Consider the following 15,349-nt stretch of genomic DNA (forward strand, 5'->3'; position numbering starts at 1 on the left):
ACCGCCTAGCTCTGAGCTCGCTTCAGCTTCCCCTCACGTGGGTTGAAAAGAATGCCTTCAGCAACCAGCTTCCGGACTACCTCTTCGGCCCTTTCGCGAGGAAGCCCCATACTCGCAACTCTCTGGAAGAGAGCGTCCTCGCTAACCACCGAAGAACCTTCTGCCTCCAAGTCCTTCATTGCCTTTATGATGATGTCCGATGAACTCCGCTGTGAGGCACTCATCTTGGAAACCAGCCGGTCGATGTCGATTTTTCCGGTCACGCGGTCCAAAGCAACCATTCGGAGTGACTCTTCCATGAGCCGGACGGCGGCCTGAGCGTCTTCTCTTGTCACCTTGTCGCGCAGAGCCATCCTGGCACGTGCTTCCGCCAAGCGCACCAACGCTTCGAGTTGGCGCGCAGTTATCGGAACAGGGGCAGCACCACCCTCAGCAGTCTTGCGAAGGTCGACATAGAAGTTCTCAATCACCTCTGCGGCCTCAGGAGTCAACTGTGGGACCACTTGGCGGTTTGCATAGCTGATATACTTCTTAAGAAACTGGGGGTCGATTGGTGGGGTCTTCTTTGCCTCGGGAACTTTCCTCTGATGCATCCCAAGAATGAAGCGAGCAAGCTCTCTGTCTTTCGTTGCCTCAACCGTGTCGACAAGCACCCAAATGAGGTCAAATCGGGAAAGAATGGTGAATGGGAGCTTTATGTTGTCTTGTACAGACAGCGACGGCTCATATCTGCCAAGTGTTGGATTGGAGGCAGCGATAATTGAGGTGCGGGCGTTGAGGGTGGCTACAATCCCTGCCTTGGCTATGCTTACCGTATTGTGAAGAGTAGTCCCTTGACTGACAAAAGTGTGCTCGGGTTCCACCGTTACATCGTACACATACTCGGTGGCAAATGGGCCCTTGTTCTCCACTGTTTCAGTTTTCTCGACGCGCAGCCATCGAAGGTTACCGTCTAGGAGCGACTCCATTGCCATGATCCGGACTGATATCTGATCAATCTCATTCTGGATGGAAATCCGCAAGTCCTCAACTGCCCTGTGAACTGTGTCAGAGTCCAGACCACCGCGATCCAGACTGCTGATGAACGATTTTCGCCATCCTGTAGTCTTGGCTGCCGTTTCTTGAGACCAGCCAAGAATCGCTCTCATCTCCCTAGGTGACTCTGGTCTCCTCGACAGCGTTTCACTTGCTTTCAGGAGGGCAGCCTTGATTCTCTCAAGATGCTCTCTCAGCAGAGCTCTTGTGACTCCATACCGTTCATTCTTGGGTAAACAAGGTTTGACACAGGAGTCTTGTCGCTCCCTGAAGACGGCACTGGGGTCACTCCTTGAGGTCTCATTAAGTGTCGAACCGACCTCGGGAGTTGTGTGACCGCACAGAAACATATGAGCACCACCCTCCGTATGTCCAAGACTCTCCGCCTTCGCTGCAGCTGCTGCCAACCCTCCGTTTGTGGTCGCCAGACTAGACCAGACCCGTGAGAGTCCGACTCTCCTATAGAGGTCGCCAATCATTGGAACGAAGTCTGGCGGAAATGGGTCGTCACTGTGTACCAATTCAATCGAGTGACTCAGAGCCAGATTGGTCTCGTTGGCATGTGAATTCAGTGGGTCTACAACGAGTTCTTTGAAGACTGGAAGACTATCATGGCAAATGTGAACTCTGAATAGGTCATTGTTAGTGCTACGCACGATATGACTCTGTACCCCGATGCAGAGGAGCAGGTCTTGATAGTCCTGCGCAAGACCCCATGATTCAGTACGATAGCACAATCCCTCCGATTCTCTACTGCCATCGATGAGAAAGGCGGACTGCAAGAAGACTCTTGCGGCATTCTCACCAGAGACAAACAACTGGGGCGGTATGCGCCGGCTGCTTGCGACACTCGTAATCTCAGGAAAGTTCTCTTGCAAGAACTCCATCAGGGCGGATGAAACGAAATGGAATGCCGTATCGTTCTGCATATGGTCGAATCCTTCGAGCCCAAACAAACTACTCATGAGATGTCTTATGTCACTCCGAATGAACTCCGAAGTCGTCGAGAAGACAATCTCTGCAGAATCCTCTTGGTAGACACAGCTCTCTGTAACAAGATACCCAAGTAGACGGGCTACTTCGCTGGTGAGCCTCGATGGCAAACGTGTTTCTTCTGAGAAATGGCGAGATGCAGGGGTCAAGATCAGCTGTGCCCCCGGGTTGTGACCACAGGGCATCTTTAGAGGAGCGGGTACGAACTGACCAACCTTGATGCGGTCCGCAGGTAGTGTTGTCATCGCGCCATCCCTAAAGACGAAGAGGGGATGATTTGGTGTGACCATCACATCTCGGCCGTTGTCGAAGGTTATTCTGATGAAATGGTCTGGCGCTAGGTGCCGGCTGATTCTGTCCAAGGTTGTTTCACGGACTTCATTAAAGTCCGTGGTGTAGATGCCAATACCCATTGATGCAGTATCAAGTATCTCGCAGTTGATGCCCTGTACTACTCGTTCAGGATGCTCTGCAAACAGCCTGTCTACAAAGGGACCGATGGGGGACCGGACTCCGTTAGAGAACAGTATCTCTGTGGATGGATGAAAACTGTGCTGCTCCATGGCCTCATGGATGGCAGTACGGTCATCGGGATCCATCTTGTCAAACTCGTCAATACAGTTGTGCACTACTATGCCGTCAGCAAGGAAATTGTGGTGACACTTGACACGCAGGTCATAGACCCATCCGTCGTAATGCTCCTCCTCAATGGAAATCACCAGGTCTAAGAAGTAGTCGCGCTTCAACAGTCTACAGATCTCGTTAGCAATAGTAGGTGGTAGTCTATCACCCATCAATTCTGCCACATGGGACAGTTGTCGTCTTGAGGGGCGATGCTCTAGAGTCCTGTACACATGAGGGGCATTGCGGATGCCTCTGTGAAGAAACTCTGACGTGCATATTGAATCAAGCAGACTGCCAATCTGGGCAACCTTCAGACGAGGAAGCTTCTCGCCAGAGGACGAAGCGCTGTGAAAGTCATGGGGGACTGACGCCTTTCGAACCTTGACGCTATAGTCCCTGGTTGAGGCACAGAGAAGCTGCACATCTGTTCGCCCGTTTATCCTGATGATGTCAGCACTCTCTCGTTCCCTGAACTGCGCATAAACGTCCAGCCTGCGCAGAATCAGAATGAATGCCAGACTTCGTTGCTTGTCGTTGGAGAACAGAAAGTCAATGAGCACGGTCTTGAATTCCCTGCCGCCTCTTGTTCGACTCTTCACGGACACACGCCCACGCGAGTCGAGTGCTCCCGCGACAAATGCCTTGATGCACTCTTGAGGAAGCAGTAGTGTGTTCATTAGGTCATCAGCAAGGAAATAGTCTATGAGATAGGCCAAGAGGCTCGAGTCTCGGTGAGATGTGGTCCTTTCCGCGATGACGACCTGCGCATCGTTCTCCGATGACACTATCCGACAGAACTCGTCGTAATCAAGGTAAGAAACTGAACGCAGTGCGTTCTTCAAGTTCTCAATCGTGTCGTCACTCGTAAAGTATTGGGGCTCACAGAAGAGGGACCTATGTTCCCGTGCATTATAGATTCCTTCCCCGTGGACAAACCCAATCAGGTAGGCGAGTTCAGGAGTGACTTGATTTGTCTTCAAGAACTCAACACTCTTGCTGGTGCGGCCGTAGCCTAGAGATTTCTCTCTCCATTCTGACATCAGTCCAAGTTGTCTTAGTACTTCCTTCAGCTTGCCCACTCTGAAGTGTTGCATACCCGACAGAATCTGTTTGTCTACTCCAAAGCGTCGGTTGAACTCGTCTAGTGTCTTGAAGACCCGAAGGACTCGCTCCTTCAGAATGTCCTTGTCTTCCTTGTTAAGTACAACAATCCAATCATCGGGTACAATGTCAAAGACATAAATGCAACTCGACGTGTCGCTCAGCTTCAGAGGAGAGAGAATCAATTCACCAGTTTCACAGGAGCTGATGTCCTTCCACTGTAGTGTGTTTCCATCCACCACCTTGTGGTCAGGAGTCAACCTAATCTCAAAGCCAGAGGACAGCTTGGCTCGGATTAGAGGCCCAGAATACCACTTGCGTCGTATCAGGGTGCACTCGTCGTCAATCGATTCAAGACGATCAATGTCGAACGCCTTGACATGCCCTTTGATGGGACAAATCTCGACAATCTCACCACCACTGATGGCACTCTTCTTCAGCGTTTCGTCGAAGAGACTGTCTACAGAAACAATACGATTGTCAAAGATGACCTTCGTGCTTGGATGCAGACAAGCAATGCCTTGGTCTGCGAGTACCAGAGCACCTGCCTCAAGGGTCATCGCACCAGTTTCGGTGTCGTGTACAACGGCTGCAGTAAGACCCGCAGCGGTGGTTCCTTTGCCCGAAGTATACAGTGCTCTTGAGGCCAGACCAGTCACGAACTTTAGCAGCTGACTATTGTGGAGAATCAGATTGCCATTTGCAAGCAAGAAGTGCCCATCCTCGGTACCAATGTCATAGACAGTTGAAACATGGTCAACGTGCTCAATCTCAGTCACCCTATCCCAAAACACGTCAGATGTCGCCAAGGTTTTGAGCGAGGCCAGTGCGAAGGAGTGAGAGTTATCCCGGCCCAGTTGTACAATTCGCTCAACGAGACTCTGCAGGTGTTTCCGACCGATGCTCTGTTTGCGCGTCAATTCCCGGACTTCTTCAAGAAGATTCATTGATGGCCCGTCGCTATGTCCTCCGACAAGCAAGTCATTGGTTGCTTGAGTGCACAGGTCACCAAAGTTCGGGACAATGTCCCTCAGCTGTTCCCTCTGCGAGACCGAGTGTGCGCTCGCGCTCTCAAGATGCTCTCGTATGGAGGATGAAACGAGTCCGATTTCATTCTGGAAGCGAAGCACTTCCTCTCCTGCAATGACGATTGTGTGGCGTTTCCTACTCCTGTGAGACCCCGGTTTCAGTGGCGTCGTACTGACAGATGCGAAGACTCCGAAGGTGGATAGCAGGTCTGACAATTGGTATGCAAGGTCCCTGTTCTCTGTTGCTGCACAGATGCTTGCATCGTCTTCTATCCAGCCACTCTCAATGAAGAAGGTTGATAAAATGGAACGCCTGAACGCTCTTGGTGCAGCCAATAGGAATCCAGGTAGTTTCTTCTCAACTCCAGTTCCAAACAGCGTCAAGAACCATTGACCAATCGTCGGCTCATGTATGTGATTGCCCTCCAGAGAAACCGAAACCAATCCGAATATGCTTCTCAGGTCTGAATCCAGTTGACGCTTCGCTTCAGCGCCAAGGTTGCGGAAACATACCGTACTATTATCGACATGACCTTCTGACAAATAGAAACCAACGACTCTTCCGAGTCTATCATCAAGAGGTACGATTCGGGGGGGCCAAGCACGGTCACACCCCGGTCCAGCCCATGAGGGATTTGGGAGGACAAGTGGAACGGTTGTGCAGCCTTGCACCGACGTCGGAACAACACATGTGGTTGCGACAGGGCAACTGACTAACAACGAGGAGTGCTGGATACGGGACATTTGCCCGGATTCGACACCAAGGACTGAAAGACCGTTGCACGCCAGCGTCTGTTCCATGTTCAGGCCGGTGAAGCCTTCGTCAGGGAGCTCGATTGACCGTGCAATGGGCACATAGGTGCCAATCTCGAGACCTTGGGCAGTGAGAACCTGCAGGCAGCCGTTTCTCAATGTGGACACTGAGTGGTCGGGAGTCATACTCACGGTGCGTCCTGTTGCAGTGTGGATTCTAACCAGTCTGTCTGCCTTATGTCGGCTGACTTCCACTATGCGGGATATCCTGGTCTTGAGGCTCGCAGGACTAATGGACAAGGTATGAATAGCGACGCCTTCTGGTAGTCGCAGCACCTCTGTGCCATTCTCAGAGATGACCATGCAAGAATACCTGCTCAACAGATCATCAATGACCTCACCAATCCTTCGTACATTCCAGCTGCCACCCGAGAATGCTGTTTCTCTGATGAAGACATACTCATTGCCGGAAACACTCTTTCCGGTTCCGGGGTCGCCTACCATCAGGATATTGGAGCGTCCTCTAAGTCTGGTACCATCAGGAAGGACCTTTGAAACACCTCCGAATAGAAGGAGTGCTATCGACTCTTTCAGTGCTTCATGGCCTTGGATTGCAGGCGCAATCGAAGCGCATATGCGCTCATGCACATACGGATCCCGTGACATCTCTTCGATTCGTTTCATATCCTCCGGTGTCAGGTCTATTTCCTCATACTCCTTCTCAGTAATCTCAACTCCGTTCGCCTCTATGAACACGTTGAACGTGGCCAGTCTTCCCCCTTTTCGTGAGAAGTCAGGGGTAGTACGTAGAATACCTGTGATCTTGACGAGATCGCCGGGCCGGGATATGTCTACAATATCACCTTTGAGAATCACATCAACTGAGCGCGGCATCTGTCCGGGAGGCAACTCCTCTGGCGACTCCTGTATGCGAACCTTCTGCCAGTCAACGAAAGTTGATGCCTCTGGAACTAGCTTGACGGGCGTCTTCTCCATGCAGGTGGGACACTCGTGTGGTTCAGTGTATCTCCCGTCCTCCTGAGTCACTGGAAAGAGACCCCTGTGTTTCTTGCAGAAGAACTGAGCCTCCACCAGGAGGGGTTTCACTTCACTAGCACGCATCATTATTCCGCTGATGTGAATGAGGCGACCAATGTGCTTGGACCTGAGAGCTCTCAGTGGCACATGGTCAGGGTAGTTGACTAGCCTTAGCCGTAGGATATCTCGACCTACGCGGGCAACATAGTCTGGATCCTCGACATTCAGTACGGATACAAGTGCTCTGTGTCCAGCATCGAGGAAGGCGTCAGGGTCTTGTTTGGCATCAACAACAAAGGCGTTGTCGAATCCAATCAAGTCTTGAAAATCGACCACCAGTGATGTTTCTTGATACAATGACATGCTACGAATGCGAGACCGATAGGTGCTGTTGCCCTGTTCATCCCTGTATCCCTTCAGGAATGCCTCGATTCGCTCCTGTATGCTGTTGTCCTGTTCATCCATCAAAGCTGCTGCCTCGAAACAGTATGGAAGACCGCGACTGGATGTCCTGTGCCGTGTGTTGTGAGAGAGGTATAGCCGGCATAGAAGCCTTTGCCTATTCAAAGGCGCCTCTAGACAGATTATCCTAGGGCCAACACATGCGTTGGCGGACTTCATCAATCTCTTCCGAATCTTAGCTATTTAAGGTAGTACTACGGAAACGCTGGATGCCAGAAGACACTATTGTTCCATGGCTGTTCTGTGTAGAATCCTACTCTGGTCAGCACAGAATCCGGGCAGTCAATCATTCGCTGTGGCTGTTACTGCCGCCCACGTTCGTTTGCCATTCGGTGAGAAGGGTTGCAAGTTCCTCACACAACCAGAGCTCCTCACTCGTCATACGCTTTCGCATCTCTTGCACTTTGCTGGAAGTGACTACGCGAATCAGCTTCGCAATGCGACTCTCAACCAAGGAGGAGAAGATACGCTGTGTTCTCTGAATCTCGTCGTAGTATGTTTCGGGGTCAAGGGAAGTCTTATCGTTTCGAAACCGCTTGATTCTCTCGCGCAGGGCTGAGTAGAGGAAGGGCGGAAACGTGAGCAGCTCGGATGCACTCTCTTCGGTGTTTGATAGATTCTGCACCCGCCGGATTGATTAAATCGCTTCCGCGGGCACAACTTCGGCCATTCCATGCCGAATCAACACCTCAATCACCCAATTAGGCAGTTTGGCCTCAGTTTTGGACTGGAACGGACCTATGCTCTTGCCACAAACCCTAAGTCCCGGTACGGACTCCTTGAATGTACAGGTCCGCTCTGCGCATAGGAAGCGCATTGTGTGTCGCTCAATGACTTCGGCAGCTTCGCTGAGAACTCTCATAGCAGTCATCACGCAGTAGCGACTCATCGTACTTAAATGGTCATACTTCAGCCCATAGGCGTCCATATAGCGCGGCGTGCAACATAGCAACAGAAAGATAGAGGGATGAATGATGGATATGGATCTCTGGACTGAGAAATACAGGCCGCCAACTCTTGGAGAGATAATCGGCCAGGCGGCAATAGTCGAGAGCCTAACAAGATTTGTAGAGCGGAGAACAGTTCCACACTGCCTTTTTAGCGGCCCCCCAGGAACGAGCAAGACCACCGCAGCCATTGCGCTGGCACGCGACCTCTTCGGGCAATCGTTCGGACAAAACTTCATGGAACTCAATGCCAGTGACGAACGTGGCATAGATGTTGTGAGAAACCAAGTCAAGAACTTCGCAAGATCCCTCCCTGCTGAAGGCGCGCCGTTTAGGATACTGGTGCTTGATGAGGCGGATCACCTCACAAACGATGCGCAGCATGCTCTTCGTAGGACAATGGAAGCATACTCCTCATCCTGTCGCATGATACTCATATGCAATTACTCAAGCAGAATCATACCACCAATACAATCAAGATGTGCCATCTTCAGGTTCTCGCGGTTGGGAGATGATGCCATATCTGATAGACTAGCATATATCTCGCGTAAGGAGAAGGTCAGAATCACATCGGACGGCATCAAAGCAATACTGTATCTATCGGAGGGCGATATGAGGGCCGCAATCAACCTGCTCCAAGCAGCATCTTCAGCGGGACAGCAAGTCACTGAGGATGTCGTCTACAGTATCTCTGGTCGTGCCAACCCGAGTGTAGTGAGAATGATGCTCGAAAAGTGCCGTGACGGAAAGTACGAGGAAGGATACTCAGACCTGAAACGTCTCATCAACAGGGAGGGAATTGCCCCATTGGATCTGGTAAGACAAATACACAGAGAAATAGGAAATATGGGTTACACAGACCTCGGGATAGTAGAGATGCTGGAGATGACAGCAGAGGTAGAGTTCCGAATCGCCGAAGGAGCAGATGGAGAGCTTCAGCTGTCCGCGCTCTTGGCACACATTCACTCGGAGTCGAGCGTCCGATGAACAGGAACGGACTGATTTGGGTAGAGAAGTATCGTCCAAGGCGGCTCAAGGAGATGGTTGGAAACCGCGAGTCGCTAGATCAACTCAACGAATGGATCAAATCATGGCAGTCTGGCGTGCCAGAATTCAGGGCACTTCTACTACTTGGACCACCCGGAGTAGGAAAGACATCTGCGGTGTCAGTGATGGCGGCTGAGCATAACCTCGAGTTGGTGGAGTTCAATGCGAGCGATAGACGCAATAAGGATGCGATTGAAACGCTGGTGTGGAGAGCCGCAACCCAAGAAACCATAGACGGTAGGAGAAGGCTGATTCTACTGGACGAGATAGATGGACTCTCAGGAACCAGCGATAGGGGCGGGACTGCAGCCATAATCAGCCTGATAGAGCAGACGGCTCATCCGATTGTAATGACAGCCAACGATGAGGAGAGTCCTCGGGTCAAGGACCTCAGGAAGTCATGCGAGGTGCTTCGCTTTAATCCGTTGACCACTGATGAGATCGAGGAGATTGTGCGTGCCATAGTTGATTCGGAGGGGCTTGGCACCGAAGAGAGTATCATTCAGAGCATAGCAAGGCAGTCTCATGGAGATGCAAGAGCGGCCATCTCGGACCTAGAGGCGGCCGAGTCCGGACAGTATTCGACTGATGCTAGGGGGTTGCCCAGCCGAGATGTTCAGAGAAGAATCGGAGAATCGCTGGCAAGACTCTTCATGGCCTCTAGCGCGTCTACAGCGAGTCTTCTTGTTTCTGAAACAGATTTGGATCAGGACCAGTTGATTCTGTGGCTTGAAGAGAATGTCCATCTACATCTGGTTGAAGCAGATGAGCTTGAGGCGGGTCTTGAGGCACTCTCAATGGCGGATGTGTTATTGGGGAGGATAACAAGAACGCAGAACTGGAAGCTACTTACTTACGCCTTCGATTTCATGTCCGCGGGGATTGTAGCTAGCCGCACTAAGACTCCGTTCAGACATATGGAGTACACGGAACCGTCTTGGCCGCTTATGGTCTGGCAGGGAAACAAGTCGAGGGAGAAGCAAATGGAGACTACTTCCAGAATCTCAGCGCTAGCAAACATTTCAGAAAGAAGGGCTGTTCACGAGTATCTTCAGACGGTTCGTGATATTCTCTACCATGATCCAGAGCAAAAGACGTTATTTGCAGACTGGCTTGATATCAGCGAAAAGGCGTTGGAAGAGAGAGGAGTTCGTCGATAGCCTCTAGGGTTGCGCTTTGCCGGCCTATGGTTCGAAGTCGGGCCACGATGGTCTTGCGAATCCTGCGGGTAGCATACTTGCTTCTTACGAGCCTAAAGGGCACCACGGTCTCAACAAGGACGAGTGACTCAGGAGGCGCTGGATGAATCCCTCCGGGCAGACTCTGCTGACTCTCCAAGAGAGCGACAATACTCTGGCGGCTGATTTCCTGGTGGCTGTATCTCAGTAAGACTGTCACCAGTTTCCGTACGAGTTTCCACAGAAAACTGGTACCGAAGATGTCTAGTGCGACGAGTGGAGGAGTTTGGATCACCGCGATATTGATGAGAGTCGTCTGCGAGTTCCTCTCACCATCGGGTTTGGCAAGCAACCTGAAGTCATGAGTCCCAGATAGAAGGACTGAACCTTCTCTCAATGCGTACAGATCAACTCTGTCTTGGATGTCACCCAATATGTACCTGTAATGGCGCATGATTACATCAAGACGTGGGTTGAACTGGTCGGGAACCCTCAAGTACTCCCACAGGGATATGTCGTCTGGGAGATACCTGTTGATACGGTCGATGTCAAAGTTCGCGTCTGTTGTGATTTTCACAATCTGACCCATACTGTGGACACCACGGTCAGTGCGCCCTGAGAACTGGACAGTCTTGGTAGAGTGGGGCTCTCCACTCCACCGACTAATCGCCTCAATCAGCTCGCCCTGGACCGTCCTTTGTCCCGGTTGGGCCTGTGAGCCATGATAATTGTCACCCAGATAGCAAAGCCGTGCCGCATATGAAACCAAGCCGGTCAAATCCTCCTATCGACCCCACAACTCCAAAAGGTTCTTGAGCGCACGGGCTCTGAGGTCTTCAAGGCGATACCTGTAGATTCGAATTCTACCGAAGGACTTCTCCTCAACCAAGCCGGACTCTATCAGCACGTCGAGATGACTCTTTGTTGTACTATGATTGAGCCCTACGCGTCTGCAGAGTTCGGAGATGTTCAGTTCATTTGAAACAGCAAGCTCACGAACAATCTTGATTCGGCCTCTGGATGAGAATACCTCATCAATGGTTATGCGGGTCTTGGCATCGGTAGTCATCATGAGTCATCAGCCTTCTTCTGCTCAATGAAACCAACTAGGAAGTCCTCTAGAAGTTCCGCAGGAACATCAGAAAGACCAATCAGGGTTGTCTGTCCTCTTTGGCCAGTGCTTGACCGCTTTGTGTCGATTAGCTCCTGTGCATTCAAGTCCTGAATCCATTCCCAGATCTGTGTGTGTGATCTGGGTTCTTCCGAGTATTCCTCACAGACAAGGTGGTACATCTCTTCAAGTTCACCCATTGTGACGTACGCACTTCGAGTGTCATTCAGTAGTCTAGCCGCTGATAGAAGGAGTAGTTTCGATTGGAGAGGAAGCGCAGCGAAGACCTCCTTACGGAGCTCGGGATGTGTGTCCGCTTTCGCTTGACGAGCATAGTCGGGTATTACTAGACCAGAGCCTTCATGGTCCGCCTGTTTTCCCGCCCGCCAGAGTAGCTCGATTGCATACCTTGCATCGCCTTGCATGGAAGCGATGTCAGAGATGAGACGTATTGTTTCGGTCATCACGGTACCCTCACGAAAGGCAGCTTTGACCCTCGCACTGAGGATATCGAATAGCTGCTCAGAGGTGTATGGTTGAAACCGAAGCACGTTCCGTTGAAGTGTACTGAGTGTGCTGACATCGAAGGTCGATTCATCAAGGGCTATGCTCCGTCCCACTCCGATTAGCGAAATACGCTGAGGTGCATTCAAGCGGTCGTCCATGAGTCTAGTGAGGTCATAGAGGATTTCTGGACCCTTCTGTCGGATGAAGTAGTCGAGTTCGTCTAGTATGAGGAGTAGGTAGCTGTCCTCCGAGTCAAGAGCCTCCACGACCATCTGCAGTATCTCTTCAGGGGAGTGCCCACGCTTCGGAAACTTCGGTCGGAATTCCTTGAGTATCTTGAGATAGATCAGGTATGCACTCTTGTTCACTCTGCAATTGATGTGAATCTTACTGAGCCGAATCTCGCGCCTCTTGGCAGCCTTGACCAACTGCTCTGAGAATCTCTTTGTGACTGCAGTCTTCCCACTTCCCACAGGGCCTTCTATGATATAGCGATGGCTTGTGCGTCCTGGGGAGGATATCATTGTCTTGAAACTCTGCGCTAGCGCCTTCAACTCGTTCTCTCTATGTGGAAGGTCTTCGGGAACGTAGTCAATTGAGAGGAAGTACTCTGACTTGAAGACGCTGCGCTTGATCAATTCGTCTTCAACGTAATCCCTTGACATATCTGACGAAGACTAGACTGAAGCCACACCTTAAAAGGATTGTTGGAGTTGTACGATTAAACGCACTCTTACAGCAGAGATGACCGAAAGTATTTTGTGGCGAGCTCTGTACTCAAGATCCATATCATTGTCACACGGACTCATTGGGGTCATGAAAATCACTGCTCGCCAGTTACATATGGTGGGAGGTACCCCTTAAGTGTGACTGGGAGCGGCAGTGACAGTCTTGAATGGTGCGAGCGCCGGGATTTGAATTCCTGTGCCCGTTCTGCAGTAACGAGCCATCTCGGGTTGGAAGCTTGGGGGGCTTCCGTCCTAGACCATACTAGACCACGCTCGCTTCGTTGGCAGTCCTGTGCATTTCGATAAAAGACTATCGGCCTGCATCGCGTCAGTTTCAACTCAAGCCTTTGATGAACGACTCGTGAGATGGTAGCAGCTGACAAATCACTCTGTCCACAACTGTGTCCTGCTAATCTCTGCGTTGTCTGACCACCTCTTGCAGAACCTCTTCAGACGCTATCTGCGTATTCTGAACGACGGTTCCATCGGACTCTTCTTCCCAAACGTGTTGTGTATTCAACCGACCTCAGCGCTGTCAAGTGCTCACAGATACTAAGGCCCCCCGCAGGGCGTAGGGTGCTAGTCTTATCATGTGTTCCTGACGGACGGTGGACCCGCTTCGCCTCTTCGGCCATCCTTAACATGACATTCACGTCGCCAAATATCAATACTTATCTTCAAGACGATTCGACAGACTAGTGAGAGTCATTGACATGCCGTCAAACGGTGGAGTCACAAGGTTTTGGCAGGGCAACCAAGCATGCGCTGAGGGGGCCCTAGCTGCAGGATGCAGATTTTTCGCAGGATACCCTATCACTCCCGCCTCGGAAATCGCGGAATTCATGGCCTCGGAGCTTCCAAGACTGCATGGTGTATACCTGCAGATGGAAGATGAGATAGGAGCAATATCTGCCGTCATCGGCGCATCCTGGGGTGGCATGATGTCAATGACGGCCACTTCAGGACCAGGGTTCAGTCTCATGCAGGAGAACATAGGATACGCCATTATGACTGAAACACCCTGCGTGATTGTCAATGTACAACGGGTGGGACCCAGTACGGGCCAAGCGACGAAGAGCGCACAGGGAGACCTCATGCAATCGCGATGGGGAACGCACGGGGACCATGAGAGCGTTGTGCTTGCTCCAAGCTCTGCTCAAGAAACGTTTGAGCTGACAGTGAAAGCATTCTCAATCTCGGAAGCCCTCAGGCATCCTGTGATTCTGCTTTCAGATGAGGTGGTCGCACACTCGAGGGAGAAGGTGGTTGTAGATCCTTCGTTGACCTACGACGTAAGAAGAAGGCTCGGACGCAAGGGTGAGCCCCACCAAGGAGGGACTGATTGCGACGGACGGTCAATCATGCCTAGATTCGGCGATGGTCACAACCTGATGGTCACCGGGTCAACGCACGACGAACGTGGGTTTCGGAAGACGTCTGAAGCTAGAATTCATGACTTGCTTGTTCGACGATTGAAGAAGAAAGTGGACGATGCCCGTATGCTATTGGTGGACAACCTGATTGAAGGACCACCCTCGGCGGACTGGGGAATCATTTCCTTCGGATGTACATCCAGAACAGTCGATGAGGTAATGACTATCAAGCCAAGTACAGTTTCAATTAGGTCGATGAAACTGAGGACAGTATGGCCATTCCCAGAGGCAGAAGTCAGAGCGTTCTCTGAAACGGTGAACAGAATACTGGTACCCGAGCTGAATCTTGGACAACTATCGGGAGAGGTGATCCGCTCAGTGCGCGGAAGGGTCGAAGTGGTACCGTTGAACAAGGTGGGTGGTGGATTGATGATAGAACCGGACGAGTTGGTGGCGGTGTTGACAGGAGGGGCGAGTGGCTGATAACTGGAGCTCTGGGAAGACTGACTGTGTTGAGTGACCACAATCATTATGGAGGTTCGCATCCATACTAGAACCCTGCGTGTTTGGGCGAACGGCAGGTAAGTCCCGGAAGAGATCTGAAGGGTCACGTCATGAAGGCCGGGGAGAATCTTCAGAGGCAAGAGCATTGTCACGGCACATGAACTAGAGTGATTTGATGTCCCATGAAGGAGCGTGTGATTGTCGATGAGCACGAAGAATTCAAACTCGTCAACATACTTGCCGCAGTCGTCCCAGACCGTGACTTGGAGGGTAGATTCCTCGCCGTAGTACAGCTCAGGAAGAGTGACCTGAGGGTTCAGAACGCCTAGAACAGTAATAGGACACTCATTCGGAGGCATGATTAGGAAGCCGTGTTCAGTCGTGATGAACACCAAATGCTGGAAACCGAGAGTCAGGTTACAGTATAGTTCGAAGGAAAGTGTTGTCAGCTGGTTCGTGTTGACAGACCGGAGGATGTTGAAATCACCATGAGTATTGGTTATCTGGACGGCAATGGCTCGAGAACTCAGGTTGGAGTGCAAGAGAAGGCTGAATGTGATGTTGCTACCCCGTACTCCCGATAAGCCGTCTGGAACCTCTAACCAGAGGGGACTATACAGGAAGGGAAACAGCAAACTAGATGTGTCTACGATGTGCAGAGTGCTGTTTGTAGGCAGATGAACAGTGATGTTCCGGAAACCGCCTTCCATTCCCGCTGGAAACACCCAGGCTAGCTGGGAGGTGCCATTGAAGTCGCTGACTTTGCGGTCGAGCAGCCCAAGTGAAGAATCATATACCTCAATCAGAGCACCCATGAGGGGATTACCGAATGGGTCTAGGACTCGCACTACGAGTTGAGCGTACTGGCCGGAAACAAACACTACAGGAATGCTGGTCTGGACGGTAGGACTAAACAGGAC

The 15,349-nt window shown here is 51.3% G+C and carries 10 protein-coding genes and 1 tRNA gene; 4 read left to right on the top strand and 7 right to left on the bottom strand.

Annotated elements, in window-relative coordinates; all coding sequences use genetic code 11:
* Positions 1–5: 5 nt before the first annotated feature.
* The 3 genes from HXY34_00945 to HXY34_00955 form a co-directional block, all read right to left on the bottom strand.
* A complete protein-coding gene (locus HXY34_00945; GenBank protein ID NWF94689.1) occupies positions 6–7,037 on the bottom strand; it encodes a hypothetical protein in 7,032 nt (2,343 codons plus the stop codon).
* A gap of 283 nt (positions 7,038–7,320) precedes the next feature.
* Positions 7,321–7,659 carry a hypothetical protein gene (locus tag HXY34_00950; GenBank protein NWF94690.1) on the bottom strand — a complete coding sequence of 113 codons (339 nt, stop codon included), beginning with the start codon at positions 7,657–7,659 and terminating at the stop codon, positions 7,321–7,323.
* Between the two features lie 12 nt (positions 7,660–7,671).
* Positions 7,672–7,896 (bottom strand): hypothetical protein, encoded by a 225-nt coding sequence (locus HXY34_00955; protein ID NWF94691.1) that lies wholly within the window; start codon positions 7,894–7,896, stop codon positions 7,672–7,674.
* 118 nt (positions 7,897–8,014) lie between these two features.
* On the opposite strand from HXY34_00955, the gene HXY34_00960 reads away from it, so the two are divergent.
* Together HXY34_00960 and HXY34_00965 are read left to right on the top strand one after the other, a co-directional pair.
* Positions 8,015–8,968: a replication factor C small subunit gene (locus HXY34_00960; protein ID NWF94692.1), complete on the top strand. Its 954-nt coding sequence runs from the start codon at positions 8,015–8,017 to the stop codon at positions 8,966–8,968.
* Positions 8,965–10,188 carry a replication factor C large subunit gene (locus HXY34_00965; protein NWF94693.1) on the top strand — a complete coding sequence of 408 codons (1,224 nt, stop codon included), beginning with the start codon at positions 8,965–8,967 and terminating at the stop codon, positions 10,186–10,188. The genes HXY34_00960 and HXY34_00965 overlap by 4 nt, the downstream gene beginning before the upstream one ends.
* Here HXY34_00965 and truA read toward each other — a convergent pair.
* The 4 genes from truA to HXY34_00985 form a co-directional block, all read right to left on the bottom strand.
* Entirely contained in the window at positions 10,148–10,975 is an 828-nt protein-coding gene (gene truA / locus HXY34_00970; protein NWF94694.1) for a tRNA pseudouridine(38-40) synthase TruA, read from the bottom strand. The genes HXY34_00965 and truA overlap by 41 nt on opposite strands.
* Before the next feature lie 15 nt (positions 10,976–10,990).
* Positions 10,991–11,275 carry a winged helix-turn-helix transcriptional regulator gene (locus HXY34_00975; protein ID NWF94695.1) on the bottom strand — a complete coding sequence of 95 codons (285 nt, stop codon included), beginning with the start codon at positions 11,273–11,275 and terminating at the stop codon, positions 10,991–10,993.
* Positions 11,275–12,489 carry an ORC1-type DNA replication protein gene (locus HXY34_00980; protein NWF94696.1) on the bottom strand — a complete coding sequence of 405 codons (1,215 nt, stop codon included), beginning with the start codon at positions 12,487–12,489 and terminating at the stop codon, positions 11,275–11,277. The genes HXY34_00975 and HXY34_00980 overlap by 1 nt, the downstream gene beginning before the upstream one ends.
* Before the next feature lie 231 nt (positions 12,490–12,720).
* Positions 12,721–12,829, bottom strand: a tRNA-Gly gene (locus HXY34_00985).
* A 436-nt stretch (positions 12,830–13,265) separates the two neighbouring features.
* Between HXY34_00985 and HXY34_00990 the strand changes: the two genes are divergently transcribed.
* Both HXY34_00990 and HXY34_00995 read left to right on the top strand, forming a co-directional pair.
* Positions 13,266–14,408: a 2-oxoacid:acceptor oxidoreductase subunit alpha gene (locus HXY34_00990; GenBank protein ID NWF94697.1), complete on the top strand. Its 1,143-nt coding sequence runs from the start codon at positions 13,266–13,268 to the stop codon at positions 14,406–14,408.
* A 203-nt stretch (positions 14,409–14,611) separates the two neighbouring features.
* Positions 14,612–14,758, top strand: coding sequence for a hypothetical protein (locus HXY34_00995; GenBank protein NWF94698.1), 147 nt, complete (start codon positions 14,612–14,614; stop codon positions 14,756–14,758).
* Positions 14,759–15,349: the final 591 nt, after the last annotated feature.

Source organism: Candidatus Thorarchaeota archaeon, from assembly GCA_013388835.1.
Classification (GTDB): domain Archaea; phylum Asgardarchaeota; class Thorarchaeia; order Thorarchaeales; family Thorarchaeaceae; genus JACAEL01.

Coding starts and splice junctions, on each gene's coding strand:
- HXY34_00945 (NWF94689.1), bottom strand. CDS start 7,037: ATGGATGAACAGGACAACAGCATACAGGAGCGAATCGAGGCATTCCTG.
- HXY34_00955 (NWF94691.1), bottom strand. CDS start 7,896: ATGAGAGTTCTCAGCGAAGCTGCCGAAGTCATTGAGCGACACACAATG.
- HXY34_00960 (NWF94692.1), top strand. CDS start 8,015: ATGGATCTCTGGACTGAGAAATACAGGCCGCCAACTCTTGGAGAGATA.
- HXY34_00965 (NWF94693.1), top strand. CDS start 8,965: ATGAACAGGAACGGACTGATTTGGGTAGAGAAGTATCGTCCAAGGCGG.
- HXY34_00975 (NWF94695.1), bottom strand. CDS start 11,275: ATGACTACCGATGCCAAGACCCGCATAACCATTGATGAGGTATTCTCA.
- HXY34_00980 (NWF94696.1), bottom strand. CDS start 12,489: ATGTCAAGGGATTACGTTGAAGACGAATTGATCAAGCGCAGCGTCTTC.
- HXY34_00990 (NWF94697.1), top strand. CDS start 13,266: ATGCCGTCAAACGGTGGAGTCACAAGGTTTTGGCAGGGCAACCAAGCA.
- HXY34_00995 (NWF94698.1), top strand. CDS start 14,612: ATGAAGGAGCGTGTGATTGTCGATGAGCACGAAGAATTCAAACTCGTC.